Genomic DNA, 16,467 nt, shown 5'->3' with positions numbered 1-16,467 from the left:
TCAACTCGTTCTTTGATCGCAATTTTGGCTTCTGCTACTGATTGGGCCGAAACACGGATTTGACCACTGCTGTCAATAGCCACAAAACTGTTTTGATTTGGCAACATGTCTTAGTTGAGTAGAGATTTGAGGCTTTGCTCCTGCTTAAGATACCCAAGCGTAGCCTCAGCACTAACCTAACCTGCGATTTTTTCGTTGACCGCTTCAAAACAGTGTCTTGCAAGGAAATTCACAATTACTTGATATGCAGGTTTGGCTGTTGCTCTGCTGGCGATCGCATTCCTTCTATCTCAAACTTGCCAAACACTAAATTGAGTCTGCGTTGTGCTTCTGTCAGAGCTATTTCGGGAGTGCTTTTGCCTAATAATACAGCTTCGATCGCCCGTCCCAAATGCTCAGAGACACGATTGTATCCAAAGAAAATCGGTCGCGATCGCCCGTAGGGAGCTTGTTCTAAGAATACGCTGACCCCAGGTTGTTGGGCGACAAATTGTTGATAGGTGGGATTTTGCCGAGCCTCAAGATTAGTGGGTAGATAGCCTGTTCCTAAAGCCCATTGCGTTTGGAATTCCTCACTCAACACATATTCTGCAAACGTAAAAGCCGCACGTTCTCGCTCTGGTGTGGTTTTGAAAATAAATAGGTTTTCTCCCCCGCTCGCCGTTGCCTGTTTATCTCCAATAGGGATGGGAATGACGCCGAAATCGACTCCGGTAGCTTGCAGTTGGCCCAGCGTCCAGGGGCCAGAGAGTTGCATGGCGACTTTGCCTGCGAGAAAACCATCTAGTTCATAGCCGCGTTCTGGGAGAGATAAAACAGCAGAACCATCGTCTAGCAAGTCTCTCCACAATTGCAAAGCCGCGATCGCCCCTGAGTTTGCTAAGTTAACCGCAGATGGATCAGCTTGACCTGTAGTTGTGAGTTCTCCGCCTCCACTCCACATAAACGGTAACCAGTTAAATACTGTCCACTCACCTTTCCCCAATGGTAGGAGAATGCCATGTTGGTCAATGCGGCGATCGCCATCGGTGTCGCGAGTTAAAGTCTGCGCGACTTGCCGCAACTCCTCCCAGGTTTTGGGCAGTTGGGTAATACCAGCGGCTTCAAACAAACTCGGTCGATAGAAAATACCGACATTGTTGGTGCCAAAGGGAATCGACCAGAGATGGTTTTCCAACTCCATTGTCTCGAACAGAGTCGGCGCAATTTGCTCACGTAAAGGAGACTGATCCAACAACGGCTCTAGAGGCCGAATCGCATCCAACTCCACCAACTGCCCCGTAATCATCGGGGCAAACCAGAGCATGTCCGGGGCTGAATTCCCCACCACAGCCGCGAGAATCTTGGGCATCTGCTCATCCGGTTGCCCGACATAAATTGAGTCAACCTGGATATCAGTGTGAGTTTGATTAAATCGATCGACCAGTTTCTGTAACACATCACGATTGGGAGGTGGGTTTACCCCTTGCCACAGTGCCAGATGTGTCACCTGAGGAGCGGCGATCGCAGATGTAGTCCAGTCAAACCACCCCAATATGCTCAGCAGTAGGAGCGCAATCACGATGAGATTTCTCACCCCTGTTGATTGCCAGCTTCCCTGTAAGCACTGCCTCCACGCTCTATTCATAGCTTTTTGATGTTGCGATCGCTCAACCTAACTAATGTAGTGGATGCAAAGCCTCTGCTAACATCGATGCTAGTCAATCCAATTGCAGTTTTAACGGTTTCAGTCTGACCTCACCTCTTTATGGCAGGACATAGTAAGTGGGCCAATATCAAGCGCCAAAAAGCCAGAGTCGATGCAGTGAAGGGCAAAGTCTTCACTAAAATCTCGCGAGAGATTATTGTAGCAGCCAGAAGTGGCGTGCCCGACCCCAACGGCAATTTCCAACTTCGTACCGCGATCGAGAAAGCTAAAGCCGCTGGAATCCCCAACGACAACATTGATCGGGCGATCGCCAAAGGAGCAGGTAAACTCGGCCCCGACAACGCCGCCTTAGAAGCCATTCGCTACGAAGGCTATGGCCCTGGGGGTGTGGCAGTACTGATCGAAGCCTTGACCGATAACCGCAACCGCACCGCTGCCGACATGCGCGAAGCCTTTAGTAAAAATGGCGGCAACTTAGGCGAAACTGGCTGTGTGAGCTGGATGTTTGACCAAAAAGGCGTCGTTACCCTCACTGCTGCCCCAGCCGAAGAAGGACGGAAACGCAATCGCAACGCCACCAGCAGCCAAATTGATGAAGATGCCTTGCTAGAAGCCTCCCTTGAAGGTGGAGCCGAATTTTACGAGCTAACGCAAGTTGATGAAGTTGAGGGCGCAGAAGTGTTCACCGAAGTCGCCAACTTGGAGAACCTTACCCAAGTGCTGAAAGACAAGGGCTACCACATCCAACAAGCCGAACTGCGCTGGATGCCCAACAACACGATGGAAGTCACCGACCCCGATCAAGCGCGATCGCTCCTGAAACTGATGGATGCCCTAGAAGACTCCGATGATGTCCAGAACGTCACCGCCAACTTCGAGATGGCCGAGGAGCTAATGTCGTTGACGATGGCTTGAAGAACCTCTCCCCCAGCCCCTCTCCTACGAGGCGAGGGGAGTTTTTTAGGGAAGGGGACTGAGGGGTTAGGTTACTTAAAACTCCAAGCTGCCGCCGCCACACATCCCCAGCCAATCAAAAACGCCACCCCACCGAGAGGAGTAATCGCGCCCAGCCACTTCACCCCAGAAAGACTCAACGCATATAAACTGCCAGAAAACAGCACAATCCCTGTCAGAAACGCATAACCTGCTATGTGCAATAAAGTAGAGGGTATCGCCACCTGAGCCAGCAGCACCGCCACCAACAACAAAGCCAACGCATGATACATCTGGTAGCGCGAAGCCGTCTCAAAAATCTCCAAAGCCCGATCGCTCAACTTATCTCGCAAAGCGTGAGACGCAAATGCTCCCGCCGCCACTGCTAAACCTGCCAAAATTGCCGCGATCGCCAAAAAGATACGAACCATGCCAATCCTCTCAAACACATCTACGCTTCATGCTAGCGAGCTTGGCTTACTGGAGCGATCGCCAGTGGTCTGAGTTGAGTGGGATTGAACCAGCCTCCAACAAACTCACGGCTTTCAGGTCAAACTCATAGGCAATACTGCCGCGATCGGTGACATCAAACGTGGCTCCAAACTCCCTCGCCTTGGCATCTAAATACTGTTTCGCGTCTGCTCCAGAAAGTTTAGCCTCCATCGCTAACTCCAAAACAGTGACAGAGCCGTGGCCTTGCTTGAGTAGATGATAAAAGATTGCTTGCAGGCGATCGCGTTCTTCCTTCTGGCGTTGTCGATACAGTCCCCAAGTTAACCAAGCCCCCCAGGCCGTAATGGGGATGCCGCCTACTAGACAACCGATTGCAGAATCTCGATCTTCCTGAGAAGCGTTTTTGTCGGGCAGCACTGCCACAGGAACGATGAGAAACAACAATCCCCAAGTGAGCAAGAATCCAGCTGCTAATTTTTGAAGCAGTTTCATGACGATGAGTGAGTCTGCAAGTTTGCCGAGATTGTACCGCAGGCACTGATCATTTCGGCTTACAACATGAGGCGATCGCGCTAGCCGAGATTCTAGCCTGTCGCGATCGCCCTTGCCTCTGAATTTATCGAATCTTGAGGCTGTCGAATTTTGCAGCTTATTTTTTCACGGCTTCCAGGAGGCGGGAGAAGTAGAAGCGGGTTTTGGTCATGGCGTTGCGCTCAATTTTCCAGCCGTTGGCTTCTAGGATTTTTACTACGTCTGCTTCCCGATGCAGGTAGGCACGGGTGGCTTTGCTGGGGCCAGGGAAGAAGTCGCCAATTTTTTTCAGCAAGCTGTAGGCGAGGGTTTTGGGGGCAAAGCTGAGAATCAAGCGAGAGTCTGCCAGAGAGCTGAGATAGGCGATCATGTCAGCGGCTTTCTCTTGGGGGTAATGAATCAGCACGTCCAGGCAGATGACGGTGTGATACTTACCGCTCAGACTTTCTAGGTCTTGAACGCTGAAGGTGGGGTTGGTGGTTTGGCCTAGCTCGGAGGCAGCTCTGTCTTTGGCTTCTTCAACCATTTTTTCGGAAATGTCGCTGCTGAAGACTTTAGCGCCTGCTTCAGCCAAGGGGATGCTGAGGCTACCAACCCCGCAGCCTGCGTCGCATACGGTGATTTGTGAGAGGTTGTCGTCGGCTTTGAGCCAGCCTAAGACGTGATCAATGGTCTGTTGATGCCCAATGCGAATGTCGAGTTGGACTTTGTTAACTTCTCCATCGCCGTAAATGCGTCGCCAGCGGTCAAATCCGGTTGCGTTGAAGTACTCCCGGACTACGGTTTTATCATCCACCACGTTCATAAATTTGGTTCTATTTGCTGGGTTTCATACAGACTACAGTTCTCAATCCTATGATGATTTGTTGTTGGGGTGATAATTTTGGGTTCGGGCGATCGCGGCTCTCTGATGCTTTTGGTGACCATTGGGGAATCCGAGCCTTGAGGGCACCTGCCCTCAAACTCCCGCTGAGGGACGGCTGCGTCCCCCAGACCCCCTCCAGACGAGTTTAACTGTGGGAGAAACTTTGCGACCTAACCCCCGGCCCCTTCCCTGCAAGGGAAGGGGAGATAAGATTCTTTAGCTCCTCTTGTAGGAGAGAGGTTGGGGAGAGGTCTGCTCTACTCGCTTCCAGCTTAGGTTCTGAGTTTCAGGATCGATCGCCCATCGCAGCAAGTTGCTAGCTGGCTGACCTCGGTAGGGGCAATGTTCTCCTGCGGGTTCTTGCCACCAACCGATCGCGCGTCTGGGTGCAGTGGTGGCTAGGGCGATCGCCTGTTCAATATCGCAAATTCCCCATTTCACTAAGTTCTGCACCCCAACCAACAATGGCAACGTTGTCCCAGATAATGTGCCGTCGGGGAGGCTAGCAGTGCCTTGTTTGACTTCGATTTGGCGAGTATCCCAGGGGTAAGTACCATCGGGGAGGCCAAGGGGGGCGAGGGCGTCGCTGACTAGGAATAAGCCTTGGTCGTAATGGCTGGCTCGTAACAGGAGGTCGAGCATGATGGGGGAGACGTGTTGACCGTCGGCGATGAAGCCACATTGCACATGGGGGTCAGCGATCGCGGCTCCGAGTAGGCCAGGTTCGCGGTGGTGCAGGCTGGGCATGGCGTTGAAGGCGTGGGTGACCATTGTAGACCCCTGGGCGAAGGCTTGCTGAGCTTGGGTGGCGGTAGCTTGGGAGTGTCCAAGGCTGACGGTGATGCCGAGGGATTGCAAGTAGGCGATCGCGGCTCCGGTGGGGTCGAGTTCGGGGGCCAGGGTGATGATTTTGACGAGGTGGGCGTAATCGCCGAGGACTTGCTTGACTTGCTCGACGGTGAGGGGCAGTAGGTATTCGGCAGGGTGGGCACCGCGTTTTTCGGGGTTGAGGAATGGGCCTTCTAGATGCACACCGAGAATTTGGGCGGCTCTAGTTTGCGTGGGCTGGATTTGCTCGATGAATTGGGCGATGGTGGCGAGCGATCGCTGAATGTTCTCGATGGAGGTGGTGACAAGGGTGGGGAAAAAACCATCTACGCCTTGCTGCCACAGAAATTGACAGATTTCAGTCAGTTTTCCTAAATGCTCTGGAGCGAGGTCTGGAAAGGCTAACCCCAAAGCCCCATTAATTTGTAGATCGATCCCACCAAGAGAAATCCAGTCTTCGTTTACATCTAGCAGGGGTTCGTGAATGGGTATGACGCCAGCGACGGATTGGCCCATTAGCTCCACCCGTTGAATCACGCCGTCTTGAATGTGAATATGTTGAATTCCTGAGTAACCAGGCACCCGCGCCTTGATAATATCCATGTGCTGGATTGAGAGTTGCAACACTGAAACTGCAAGTTCTAACTTAATCCAAAATCCAAAATCTCAAATCCAAATCTCAATGACTCAACCTTTAGTTGGCATCATCATGGGCAGTGATTCCGATTTGCCCACCATGCAAGCTGCGATCGCTGTTTGCGAAGAATTCGGTGTGCCTTACGAAGTTGGCATCGTCTCAGCCCACCGCACCCCAGAACGCATGGTGGAATATGCCCAGCAAGCCCACTCACGCGGAATTAAAGTCATCATCGCTGGAGCAGGGGGAGCCGCTCACTTACCAGGAATGGTCGCCTCTCTCACTCCTTTACCCGTAATTGGGGTTCCGGTGGCTACCCGCAATCTCCAAGGTGTAGATTCGCTCTACTCTATTGTGCAAATGCCCGCCGGAATTCCTGTGGCTACCGTTGCGATCGGCAATGCCAAAAACGCTGGACTATTAGCCGTGCAAATCCTCGCTACCTCCAATCCCACATTGCTAGAGCAAGTTCAGCAATATCGCCAATCTCTCAAGGATATGGTGATGGAGAAACAAGCCAAGTTAGACCAAGTCGGCTATCAACAATATCTCAAAGAAATGTAATCTTCTTTCCTCTTTCTTTTTTCATCCTGCTTCTCTCCTCCCTCGCTCTCTCCCTTATCCTTCCTCCTGAAAAAATGTATCGAAATAGCTCAGTCTGCTTACATTTTTTAATAACTAGCAGCGCGGCTTGTGATGTAATGGATTGAATGCGGATGAATTTCGGCTCACTGAGGCTTTTGGTGGCTCTGACGTAACAGAGCTTCAGAATATTTAACACAAACTCTCATCAAATCGGTCTACTGTAACGATTTAGGTGGTTTTTAGGTTTCCGTAAGGATCGCCATTCCAGCAAACAACTTTAGTGTTGGGAAATTTAGCAGGATATTTAGTATGACCAGTACTGTCGCTACCAATTTAGAGGGCAACGGTAATTTAGCAACCAAACTTCGTGAGGGCACTAAAAAAGCCCACACTATGGCTGAGAACGTCGGCTTCGTAAAGTGCTTTTTGAAGGGAGTTGTTGAGAAAACTTCTTACCGGAAGCTGGTCGCCAATCTCTACTTCGTTTACTCTGCGATCGAAGAGGAAATGGATCGGCTCCAGAACCATCCGATTGTTTCGAAGTTCTACTTTCCCCAGCTAAATCGGCAGGAAAGCTTAGAGAAGGATCTTTACTACTACTACGGCCCCAATTGGCGTGAAGAAGTGGCTCCTTCGCCTGCCGCTCAAGCTTATGTGCAACGGATTCATGAGATCGCGGCTTCAGAGCCTGAGTTGTTAGCGGCGCACTCTTACACTCGTTATTTGGGTGATCTCTCGGGTGGTCAAATCCTCAAGGGGATTGCTCAGCGGGCAATGAATCTAGAAAGTGAGGGCACCGCGTTCTACGAATTTGCAGATATTGCTGACGACAAGGCATTCAAAAATACTTACCGTCAAGCAATGAATGAGTTGCCTGTGGACGAGGCGACAGCTGATCGGATTGTTGAGGAAGCTAATTCAGCTTTTGGCATGAACATGAAGCTGTTCAATGAACTAGAAGGTAACCTGATCAAGGCGATCGGGGTGATGCTGTTCAACACGCTCACTCGTCGTCGCGGTCGTGGCAGCACCGAAATGGCTACTGCTGAATAAGCTGGCTGAGCTACTTCTGTCGCTAACTTCGAGGAACTATCCTCTATCTAAAATTTAGTCTCCATTGTGAGCAAACTTGTAATCCTGGAGGCTTGGTGGTTGTAAAGCAGTCACTGAGCTTTCAGGATTATTAGCTTGAAGGCGTCCTGCTGAGAGTGATAACCTGAGCAAGCAATATTTGGGCAAGCGATCGCCCCTTCTAAAACCTTTTCAAATCCTTTTCAAACCCTTTCAAATCCTTTCTGAGTTTAGGCATGGCTGCAAAAATTCCTGTTACCGTCATTACTGGCTTCCTAGGCAGTGGTAAAACGACCCTGATTCGACATGTGTTGCAAAACAATCAAGGTCGGCGGATTGCGGTCTTGGTGAATGAGTTTGGCGAGTTGGGGATTGATGGTGATTTGCTACGGTCTTGCCAAGTGTGTCCAGATGAGTCCGGTGAGGAGCAAGTAGCGAGTGCAGCCAACGTTTCCAACATTGTGGAGCTGACCAACGGCTGTCTTTGCTGCACCGTACAGGAAGAGTTTTTGCCGACGATGCTAGAGCTAATCAAGCGTCGAGATCAGATCGACTGTATTTTGATTGAAACGTCTGGTTTGGCTTTGCCCAAGCCGTTGATTAAAGCGTTTCGCTGGCCCGAAATTCGCAATGCCGCCACCGTAGATGGGGTGGTAACAGTGGTGGATTGTGAGGCGGTGACTCAGGGAACCCTGGCGAGCGATCTGCAAGCTGTAGAAGCCCAACGGCAAGCCGACCCAAATCTAGACCACGAAACGCCTCTGCAAGAGTTGTTTGAAGATCAACTCGCCTGTGCCGATTTGGTGGTGCTGAATAAGACAGATCTAGTAGATGCCGATGCTCAAACTCAAGCCCTAGAGCTGATTCAGCGAGAATTGCCCAGAGCCGTCAAGATTGTAGCGAGCGATCGCGGTCAACTCAGCCCAGATCTACTCTTAGGGTTCCAGGCAGCCGTGGAAGACAACCTGGAGCAGCGCCCCAGCCATCATGACACTGAGGAAGAGCATAATCACGATGACGATATCACCTCGACTCATGTTGTCCTAAACCAAAGCTTCGACCCAGACCAGCTACAACGCCAGTTGGAAGCTCTGGTGCAAGAGCAAGAAATCTACCGGATTAAGGGGTTTGTGGCAGTGCCCAATAAGTCGATGCGGTTGGTGCTACAAGGGGTGGGTAAACGCTTCGAGCGCTTCTACGATCGCCCGTGGCAACCGGATGAAACACCAGAAACCCGCCTAGTCTTCATTGGTCGGGCGATCGATGCTGCCAAGATTGAGTCGCAGTTGGTAGCTACGGTAAGCTGAATCAGTCGAAAACTGGCCTGAGAGCTAAGCGGCTACCTAGAAATAGTTAGTATCTAGTTTATTGGTTGCGCTGTGAAAGTTGTTTCTACACACCAACGTCTCAAAAAGCGATCGCGGAGTTTTCTGAGCATTGGCATTATTTTGGGCCTTGTACTGACCGTAACTGTGACCTTGGCTGCGACTCCAAGCTCCTTAACCAGCTTATTTCGGCCCACTCCGGTCGTAGTTAACTCCAGCTTTATTAGCCCTTTAGTGGAGCTATTTGGTAATGTAGCTGTGGGTAAGCGGGTGTTTGTGGCTAGCAACACGGTTTTACGGGCCGATCCCGACACTCACATCTGCATTGGCAATGAAACAAATCTCCAAGACAATATTCTTTTTATTGCCCGCCGCCGCACCCCTTCTCCCACTAGCGCCTGTGGTCGCAGATCGAGCAGCACTGGAAACCAAGTCAGCATTGCTCACCAAGCCAGTATTGAAAATTCCAAAATCGGCAACTTCACTTTCATCGGCTTCCACGCGCAATTGCAGAACACCGTTCTAGAGGATGGGGCTTTTGTGCTGCATGGAGCCAAACTGGCTAACGTACGAATTGGCAGAAATCGTCTCGTCCCGATTGGTGCAGTCATTACCACGCAAGCTCAAGCAGATGCCTTGCCTCTAAAAACCACGGACAATGCCGAGTTTCAAAGAGAAGTCTTAGAAGTGAATGAAGAGTTTGCCGAGCATTATGGTGAACTCTATCGATCGCAGGGATTCGATGCCGTCACTGGCATTAGCCCCGCCCCACGAACCTCCTGGAACCCAAAACCCGTGCGACCCACCTTAGGTCAGAACGTTCGAATCGACCCATTTGTGCGAATTGTGGGTGACGTGCGCCTGGGCCGTAATAGTGTGGTGGGTCAGCGTACCTCGATTCGGGCTGATGAAGGTTCACCCATCATCATTGGCGAAAATGCTGCGATCGAAGATCGAGTCACCTTTCATGCCCTCAAAGGCACCAGCATCCGAATAGGCAGAAACTTAAATACAGACGACAACGTTGTCTTCCACGGCCCCTTAGAAGTCGGCAACAACCTGGCGATCGCGGATGATGCAGTCTTGTTTCGCTCTCAGGTAGGTGACAACGTCACGATTGGTACGGGGGCCATTGTAGTGGGAGTGACGCTAAGGGATGGATCTAAGGTGCCGCCGCAAGCTGTGATCACAGCACAGAAACAAGCAGATGCATTGAAAACCAGTTAAAACTCCCTAGAAGGAAGCTGATCAAAGCCCTATGTAGGCACAGTTTCTAGGAATAGGCTTGAATGTCCTCGCCACACTGATCTACTAAGTAGCAAAGGGCGCGAAACCGGAGGCCTACCAATTCCTCGTACAAAGGATTGAATTTGCACAGTGGTGGAATATGAGCAATTTTGCGGCCAAAGAGAGTAATGTCTCTCTCAAAAGGGCACTGAGCTGGAATTGTTTTGGCGAGAAAATGAGCCAACCGAGGGGTTTGGACTTCAATTCCATCCAGCCACTGCCGTAAAGGCTTGAGAAAACCAAATTGTAGCTTAAACGGAGCTTTGCTCTTAGCGGGAGCCACTGTTTCATCGAACAGGGCAAAACTACCTTGATTTGTTGACGCCATAAACATGCGTTCCAAGTAAGAGAGAGGTAGGAATGGCGGCGATGCTCCTAGCAATGCTCTGGGCGATCGCGGGTAGCAGACGCTCTTAACATTCCCATACATAACGATACAAATGCTAGCGAATTGTTCCGTGAAGTGGCAAATAAAAGCAGGTAATTTTGATAAATCTCTGATGAAATCTGCAAATTTGTAGCAAAAACTACCAGATTTTTGCACTTAGAAACCAGTTCGATTCAAACTCATCTTTTTAATAGGAAAACCTTGCATGTTTTTGCTGAAGTTTGTACCCATCTTTGACGTTGATATAGCAGTACTGTTAAAGGTTAAGACGGGGTGTGGGGGCTTCGCCCCTGCACCCCCTTTGCCCTAAACTTGATGCGTAGCACTATGGAGCCCACATGCTTTTTTGTTAAAGCTCCCAATCTAAATCCCCCAAGTTAAACCCTAAGTATGCGATCGCGCCCTCTGCCCCTGCACAGACCTGTTAACCCATCTAGTTGTGGTAAAGCTCCTGAAGCAGCCTTAGCAGCCTGCAACAAAAAGCATTTGCGTTTCAATTTCTTCCCAGGTTTTGGCTGAAACTCGAACGGCTGATTGCTTACAACGGACTAGCAGACAATTGGCGTAAAGGTAGTTTTCCAGCGCTTGTAACTCTGCGGCGGATAAATCCACTAGGGCAGCATCGAGCTTGAGGGCGTGGAGCCAGACTTGAGAAACGCGATCGCGAAAGGCTTGCTGCACTTCATAGGGTTGGCTAGTATCTGGGGCTTTGGTTTTTAGAGCATCTAGACGAGCAATCAAGGGGTGGAAGTTGACGCTGTTAAACAGTTGGCTCTTGCTAAACTCTTGCGCTAGAGAGTTGGTGACGGCGCGAGCTAGAGTCCGAGCGGGAATCCGGTTCAGGCTGCGAGTTCGGGCACGGGCGCGAGCGGGAGCACAGTCAAAATTGAGGCTGCGGGCCAGTTCCATCGCGCGAGCTAAATCGATCGCTTGCACTGAAGCAGGGGCACAAACTAGGTCTAGCGTCCGTACGAGATCTAAAACGCGCGCGGTATTGGGATGGAGCACCCGGACTAGTTCTAAGGCGCGATCGCGAGCTAAAGCTACAAACAATGCCGAGGCTCTTTTTACCACAGGCTTCACAGTGGTTCCTGGGCCTTCAGTAATTTGGTGCGCCCACTGCAACAAAGCTTGCAACTTAGGAGTGGTGATGTAGCGACGAGTTTTGCGAGCCATGCGGATCAGTAGTTCATCAGCACCATGCCGCATTAGCCCTGCCACGAGTAAAAATACTTCTTGCCAACGCGGGTCTGTGAGGTGATCGGCGACTAAGCGAACCACTTGATGATTGTCGGCGATGTACTGGGCAGTGAGATATTCTTGCAGCGTCAAATGGGAGAACGAAAACACATCTTCTGCCCGTTCGACTAAAATGCCTTGCTGAATCGCGATCGCATTTAATACCGCCTCTCCATTCAAGTGTTTGGGTGCATTTAAGTTATCAGTTAAAAAAGTTTTGATTTGACTGACAATCTCCGCTTGAGAGAAGAAGAGCCGATCTGATTTGAATGCATTATAGGCAATTTCAGATAATAAAATTTCTTCTAATTCGGTGCTTAAGCCTTGGTAGATTTCATCGCGTAAAATGCGTTTCTCAGAAGCCCATTCCTCCAGCAAAACTCGGAGAGCCTTACGATAAAGAACACTGCGATTGTTGGGGAAATTTTGAGAGCGATCGTAGACTAAACAAAGGAGTGTCAGTAGTAAAGGCGAGTGGGCTAATTCTTTGGCCGCAGCGTTTTCTGGCTTTATAAGTAACTCCCAACACTTCTGCCCGGTGCCAGCTTGCTGATCCTCGTTGGAGCGGAACCAATTATGGATGAACTGCTTGATTTGGGCAGGGTCGAAGTCAGCCATTGCCACATCGGTAAATCGTCTAAAGTTGTGGCGATAGGCGGCGAGGCGGCAAGAGGCAATAAAACGGTTTTGATCGTACTGATCGACAAAGTTTTGAATTTGACAAATTGCTTCATTTAGATTTTTGCCAGGGACTTCATCTAAGCCATCTAATAAAATTAATAATTTGCCTTGTTCTAACAGTTGAGTCGTGGCTTCTTCCGGGTGGGGAAAACCACAAATTTTGAACTCCTGGGCGATCGCTTTCTCGATGTTGATCTTGCTGCTAGTAAAGCTCTTTAGCTCAATCAGCACCGGGATACATTCATGCTCATAGCCACCTTGGGTTCCCTTGAGTGCTTCCAAACCCAACTTGCGGAGAAAGGTCGATTTCCCTGCTCCAGGCCCACCTAGCACCATTAAATATTGTTTTTCGTTGGCAACTCTTCGACCATCCTGACGGCTCGACTCTTTGGGTTGAAAGCTACGAGTTCGAGTTTGGCGATAGGCTTTTTCTAAGGTTTCAATCGACTCAAACCGCCGCAGATCCCACTTGTCGAGCAATTGAACGGTCGTGTAAATCGACTCCAAAGGTGCAGGCTCACGCATACCCAACACTTTCAGAATGCCGTGGCGCTCCCCATAGTTTTGGACGTACTGGGTTGAAGCTGCCGCGATCGCCTGCTTGGTTTTTTCGTCTAAGCTTTTTTTGCCCATCCAACCGAGCAGTTTGCCGCCTCCCTCCCAAACCACACGGCTGAAAATGCTAGCCAAACCCATGCTGGCGGCTTGGAGGGCGATTTTTTCCAGTCCAATCATAGGAGTATGAGAGAAAAAGTTGGCACGATGTCAACAGATTAAGGGGAAATCTGCCAGATTTCCACTCTCAACTCTTGGGCGTGCTCAAGAGAAACTGAGGGATTGGTTAAGATGACGACAAAGGACGCTCTCTATTTCCTCAAGGGTATAGGGCTTGGTCACGTAATCATCGCAGCCTGCTAATAAGGCTTGGTCACGATTGCACAGGGCTGAAGCGTTAGAAATTTTACTACCCTGCACTATCATCGCTGTGATGGCAATGACAGGAATCGTTGCCGTTTGTGGATTTTGTTTAAGACGGCGAACAACCTCTAGACCGTTCATTCTTGGCAAACAAAGGTCTAGTAAAATTAAGTCCGGTTGGCAGCGTTGGGTTAGGGCTAAAGCCGTTTCGCCATCAGGAGCTGTAATACTTTGGTAACCAAGGCTTTCCAGAAAAAAGGCGCTTAGCAGGCGATCGTCTTCATAGTCGTCTACAGATAAAATCAAAGGCACCATCAAGTTTGCAGCACTCTGATTGAACGTTATGACTTCAACTCAGTCGTAACAGCATTGAGGCTCATGCTGCTCCCTCCAATTTATATTGATGGCTTTGCTAAAGAGTTGTCTGTCCGTTGCCGTACCTAAGCTGAGACGTAATGCTTGTGAGTGCGATCGCGCTGATTGGCTGGCCCACGCGTTCAGAGTTGCCACTCATTCAGAGTTGATTGTTGCAGCCAAAATTTTCTGTCTTTGCTTCGTACCTACCAAGGCGAACGGGTGGTAATTCCCAACTCCATTGTGTTCACGAGTCCCGTGCAAGTTCTAACTGCAATGCCCCATCGCCGAACTGATTTAGCCATTGGCGTTGATTACAACACGCCTTTACCCCAAGTCATCCAAGCTTTTCTGGAGACGGTGAACCAGGTTGATGAAGTCTTGACCAAGCCAACGGCAGAAGTAGATATTGTGGGGTTTGGTGAAAGCTCTATTGATCTCATGGTGCGCTATTGGACTGCTCCGACAAAGGCTGTAGTTCGGCGCACCCGTACCATTGTGATGATTGCCTTAAAGGAAGCTTGCGATCGCGCTGGCGTTTCCATTCCTTATCCCATTCGTACCGTCTACTTCTATGACCAACAGCGGTTTAAGGAAGCGGTAGTCGATGGGTCATCTGGTGCAGCGCTCGATGGGAGACGGACTGATGCTAGACGTAGATAAACCGATGGGAGTTAGTCGGAGTTAGGTTGGCGCGATCGTCGGGCAGGGTTCATGCGGGACTCTAGAAAGCTAAAGGCTTGAGAAGAAAGTAGATTTAGAACTAAGTAGACCAGGGCTACAGCAGCGTAAATTTCAAAGGCGCGGTAATTGTCAGCTACGATTAGTTGCCCTCGGCGGAGGAGTTCCTCAAACCCAATCACAGAAACCAAACTCGTATCTTTTAGCAGGGTGATGAACTCATTGCCTAGAGGTGGCAGCATGCGCCGAAAGGCTTGTGGGAAAACCACATAGCGCAGCGCTTGTCCTGGCCCTAAACCAAGAGATTGCGCTGCTTCTACTTGGCCCACCTCGATCGACTGAATCCCCGCTCGTACAATTTCAGCCAGATAAGCTGTGCTGTTGAGACTGAGAGCCAACACCGCTGCACCCAAACGATTGAACGTAAAGGTGAAACCTAACCCTTGCACTAAAGCTGGGATGCCAAAGTAGATCATCAAGATCTGCACCAGTAGCGGTGTGCCTCGAAAAAAGTCAATGTAGATTCTGGCGAACCAACGCCAAGGGCGAGAAGCAGAGAGCCGAGCTAACCCCATCAACGTGCCACCGATTAATCCCAAAAAAACTGAGAGCGCAGTTAATTGCAGCGTAATCAAAGCGCCTTGTATCAGGATGGGTAGGGCTCGCGTAATGACCGCACCGGAAGTAGCTGGGGGAGCGGTTTCAGCTTGGGAAGTTGAACCAGGAACCGTAGCTGTGGCGAGCGAAGGAGCTTGGGCGTTAAACCATTTACGGTAGATTTGGTCATAGGTGCCGTTGCTGAGGATGCGGGTCAAGCCAGCGTTGATTCTGGCTAAATCAGCAGAATTTTTGGGTGTGGCAATACCGTAAAACTCCTCCGTCAGCAATTGGCTAGTGACCTTAATCCCGGTGAGGTTGTTGGTTTTGATCGCATACAACGTCACAGGCGCATCATTAATTACTGCACTGACATTGCCATTGAGTAACGCTTGCAACGCTAAAGGAGCCGAATCAAACGTGCGAATTATTGCACCGGGAATTTTGCGGGCGGTTTCTGCGCCTGTAGTGCCAATCTGGACACCGATGGTCTGGTTCTGCAAACTGCTTAGGTCGGTTGTGCTGGTATTGTTGGCCCGAACCGCGATCGCCAACCCCGCCTTAAAATAAGGCCGCGAGAAATCTACCGTCTGTTGCCGCTCAGCGGTAATCGTCATTGAGCTAATCGCCGCATCTACGGTTCTGGCTTGCAAGGCAGGAATCAGACCATCAAACGGTAAACTTTGGAACTCCACCTGCAACCCTTCCGCTTGGGCGATCGCCTGCATCAAATCAATATCAAATCCTTGCAGCCCACCCCCAGGCGCTTGAAACTCAAACGGGGGAAAAGCTGGCTCAGTGCCAACTCTCAGAACTCTCTGAGTCTGCGCAACAGAAGCCGAGTGACCTAGCAAAATCAGCAGCAAACAACTGCAAGCCACAACTAAGCGTTGCAGCCAACGTGATCTTAAAAAATTCGGCATATGTTTAGAGCTTCCACTACCCTCCGCCGCAGTTGAAACACAGGATGATGGCGATCGCTAAGGCTGCGCCGATCCAGAGATTGCGTCAATCTTACAAGCTGAACCGCAGAGTGTCGCTAGAATCAGCATTAAATGATTCGTTCCTTCTTCTGGCGCTATGGACAGTACAACCCCCGCTATCTTGTTCGAGCAGGTAGAAAAAAGCTTTGGTGACTTGAGAATTCTACAGGGAGTTAGCGGTGTCGTCCAGCCAGGAGAAGTCGTTGCCGTAATTGGCCCTTCCGGATGTGGCAAAAGCACCTTACTCCGCTGCTTCAATCGCCTCGAAAGCATCAACAGTGGGCGCTTACTCGTCAACGGCATGGATCTATCACCGCCCCACCTGAAAATGAACCAGTTAGGGGGTTGCAAATAAATAACACCCCTGTCAAGCAGGAAGAATGGTGATATCCCATTTGGGTAAAGTTTCAGACCGTTGCCAGAAGGGGAGATAGGATTCTAATTCCTCAGCCAGCAATTTGAT

General features: G+C 50.2%; 16 protein-coding genes. 7 read left to right on the top strand and 9 right to left on the bottom strand.

Annotated features, from left to right (window positions below; translation table 11 throughout):
* Positions 1-235: 235 nt before the first annotated feature.
* Complete coding sequence (locus KME12_14450) at positions 236-1,627, bottom strand: ABC transporter substrate-binding protein (protein ID MBW4488985.1); 1,392 nt, start codon at positions 1,625-1,627, stop codon at positions 236-238.
* A gap of 120 nt (positions 1,628-1,747) precedes the next feature.
* On the opposite strand from KME12_14450, the gene KME12_14445 reads away from it, so the two are divergent.
* Entirely contained in the window at positions 1,748-2,563 is an 816-nt protein-coding gene (locus tag KME12_14445) for a YebC/PmpR family DNA-binding transcriptional regulator (GenBank protein MBW4488984.1), read from the top strand.
* Between the two features lie 71 nt (positions 2,564-2,634).
* On the opposite strand, the gene KME12_14440 is transcribed toward KME12_14445, so the two are convergent.
* The 4 genes from KME12_14440 to nagA form a co-directional block, all read right to left on the bottom strand.
* Positions 2,635-3,012 carry a DUF423 domain-containing protein gene (locus tag KME12_14440; protein MBW4488983.1) on the bottom strand — a complete coding sequence of 126 codons (378 nt, stop codon included), beginning with the start codon at positions 3,010-3,012 and terminating at the stop codon, positions 2,635-2,637.
* 46 nt (positions 3,013-3,058) lie between these two features.
* The gene (locus KME12_14435) at positions 3,059-3,526 is read right to left on the bottom strand and encodes a hypothetical protein (protein MBW4488982.1); all 468 of its coding nucleotides are present in this window, start codon (positions 3,524-3,526) and stop codon (positions 3,059-3,061) included.
* Positions 3,527-3,683: 157 nt separating this feature from the next.
* A complete protein-coding gene (bchM, locus tag KME12_14430; GenBank protein ID MBW4488981.1) occupies positions 3,684-4,370 on the bottom strand; it encodes a magnesium protoporphyrin IX methyltransferase in 687 nt (228 codons plus the stop codon).
* Positions 4,371-4,646: 276 nt separating this feature from the next.
* Positions 4,647-5,861 carry an N-acetylglucosamine-6-phosphate deacetylase gene (gene nagA / locus KME12_14425; GenBank protein ID MBW4488980.1) on the bottom strand — a complete coding sequence of 405 codons (1,215 nt, stop codon included), beginning with the start codon at positions 5,859-5,861 and terminating at the stop codon, positions 4,647-4,649.
* Positions 5,862-5,934: 73 nt separating this feature from the next.
* Here nagA and purE point away from each other — a divergent pair, with 73 nt between their 5' ends.
* The 4 genes from purE to KME12_14405 all read left to right on the top strand — a co-directional run bounded on the left by purE (position 5,935) and on the right by KME12_14405 (position 10,103).
* Positions 5,935-6,459 (top strand): 5-(carboxyamino)imidazole ribonucleotide mutase, encoded by a 525-nt coding sequence (purE, locus tag KME12_14420; GenBank protein ID MBW4488979.1) that lies wholly within the window; start codon positions 5,935-5,937, stop codon positions 6,457-6,459.
* A 330-nt stretch (positions 6,460-6,789) separates the two neighbouring features.
* Positions 6,790-7,533 carry a heme oxygenase (biliverdin-producing) gene (locus KME12_14415; protein MBW4488978.1) on the top strand — a complete coding sequence of 248 codons (744 nt, stop codon included), beginning with the start codon at positions 6,790-6,792 and terminating at the stop codon, positions 7,531-7,533.
* Between the two features lie 254 nt (positions 7,534-7,787).
* Positions 7,788-8,858 (top strand): cobalamin biosynthesis protein CobW, encoded by a 1,071-nt coding sequence (gene cobW, locus KME12_14410; GenBank protein MBW4488977.1) that lies wholly within the window; start codon positions 7,788-7,790, stop codon positions 8,856-8,858.
* A 123-nt stretch (positions 8,859-8,981) separates the two neighbouring features.
* Positions 8,982-10,103, top strand: a complete 1,122-nt coding sequence (locus KME12_14405) for a carbonate dehydratase (protein MBW4488976.1) — start codon at positions 8,982-8,984, stop codon at positions 10,101-10,103.
* Between the two features lie 46 nt (positions 10,104-10,149).
* On the opposite strand, the gene KME12_14400 is transcribed toward KME12_14405, so the two are convergent.
* From KME12_14400 to KME12_14390, 3 genes are all read right to left on the bottom strand, one after another.
* Positions 10,150-10,593: a Mo-dependent nitrogenase C-terminal domain-containing protein gene (locus KME12_14400; protein MBW4488975.1), complete on the bottom strand. Its 444-nt coding sequence runs from the start codon at positions 10,591-10,593 to the stop codon at positions 10,150-10,152.
* Between the two features lie 420 nt (positions 10,594-11,013).
* The gene (locus KME12_14395; GenBank protein MBW4488974.1) at positions 11,014-13,206 is read right to left on the bottom strand and encodes an NACHT domain-containing protein; all 2,193 of its coding nucleotides are present in this window, start codon (positions 13,204-13,206) and stop codon (positions 11,014-11,016) included.
* An 84-nt stretch (positions 13,207-13,290) separates the two neighbouring features.
* Positions 13,291-13,704 (bottom strand): response regulator, encoded by a 414-nt coding sequence (locus KME12_14390; protein MBW4488973.1) that lies wholly within the window; start codon positions 13,702-13,704, stop codon positions 13,291-13,293.
* A 165-nt stretch (positions 13,705-13,869) separates the two neighbouring features.
* On the opposite strand from KME12_14390, the gene KME12_14385 reads away from it, so the two are divergent.
* A complete protein-coding gene (locus KME12_14385) occupies positions 13,870-14,406 on the top strand; it encodes a mechanosensitive ion channel family protein (GenBank protein MBW4488972.1) in 537 nt (178 codons plus the stop codon).
* Between the two features lie 11 nt (positions 14,407-14,417).
* Here KME12_14385 and KME12_14380 read toward each other — a convergent pair whose 3' ends face one another.
* Positions 14,418-15,944 (bottom strand): ABC transporter permease subunit, encoded by a 1,527-nt coding sequence (locus KME12_14380; GenBank protein MBW4488971.1) that lies wholly within the window; start codon positions 15,942-15,944, stop codon positions 14,418-14,420.
* Positions 15,945-16,101: 157 nt separating this feature from the next.
* Here KME12_14380 and KME12_14375 point away from each other — a divergent pair, with 157 nt between their 5' ends.
* Complete coding sequence (locus KME12_14375) at positions 16,102-16,359, top strand: ATP-binding cassette domain-containing protein (protein ID MBW4488970.1); 258 nt, start codon at positions 16,102-16,104, stop codon at positions 16,357-16,359.
* Positions 16,360-16,467: the final 108 nt, after the last annotated feature.

Origin of the sequence: Trichocoleus desertorum ATA4-8-CV12 (genome assembly GCA_019358975.1) — a bacterium.
Lineage (GTDB): Bacteria > Cyanobacteriota > Cyanobacteriia > FACHB-46 > FACHB-46 > Trichocoleus > Trichocoleus desertorum_A.
The sequence above is the reverse complement of the archived record's forward strand: the minus strand, read 5'-3'. Positions and strand labels throughout refer to the sequence as shown.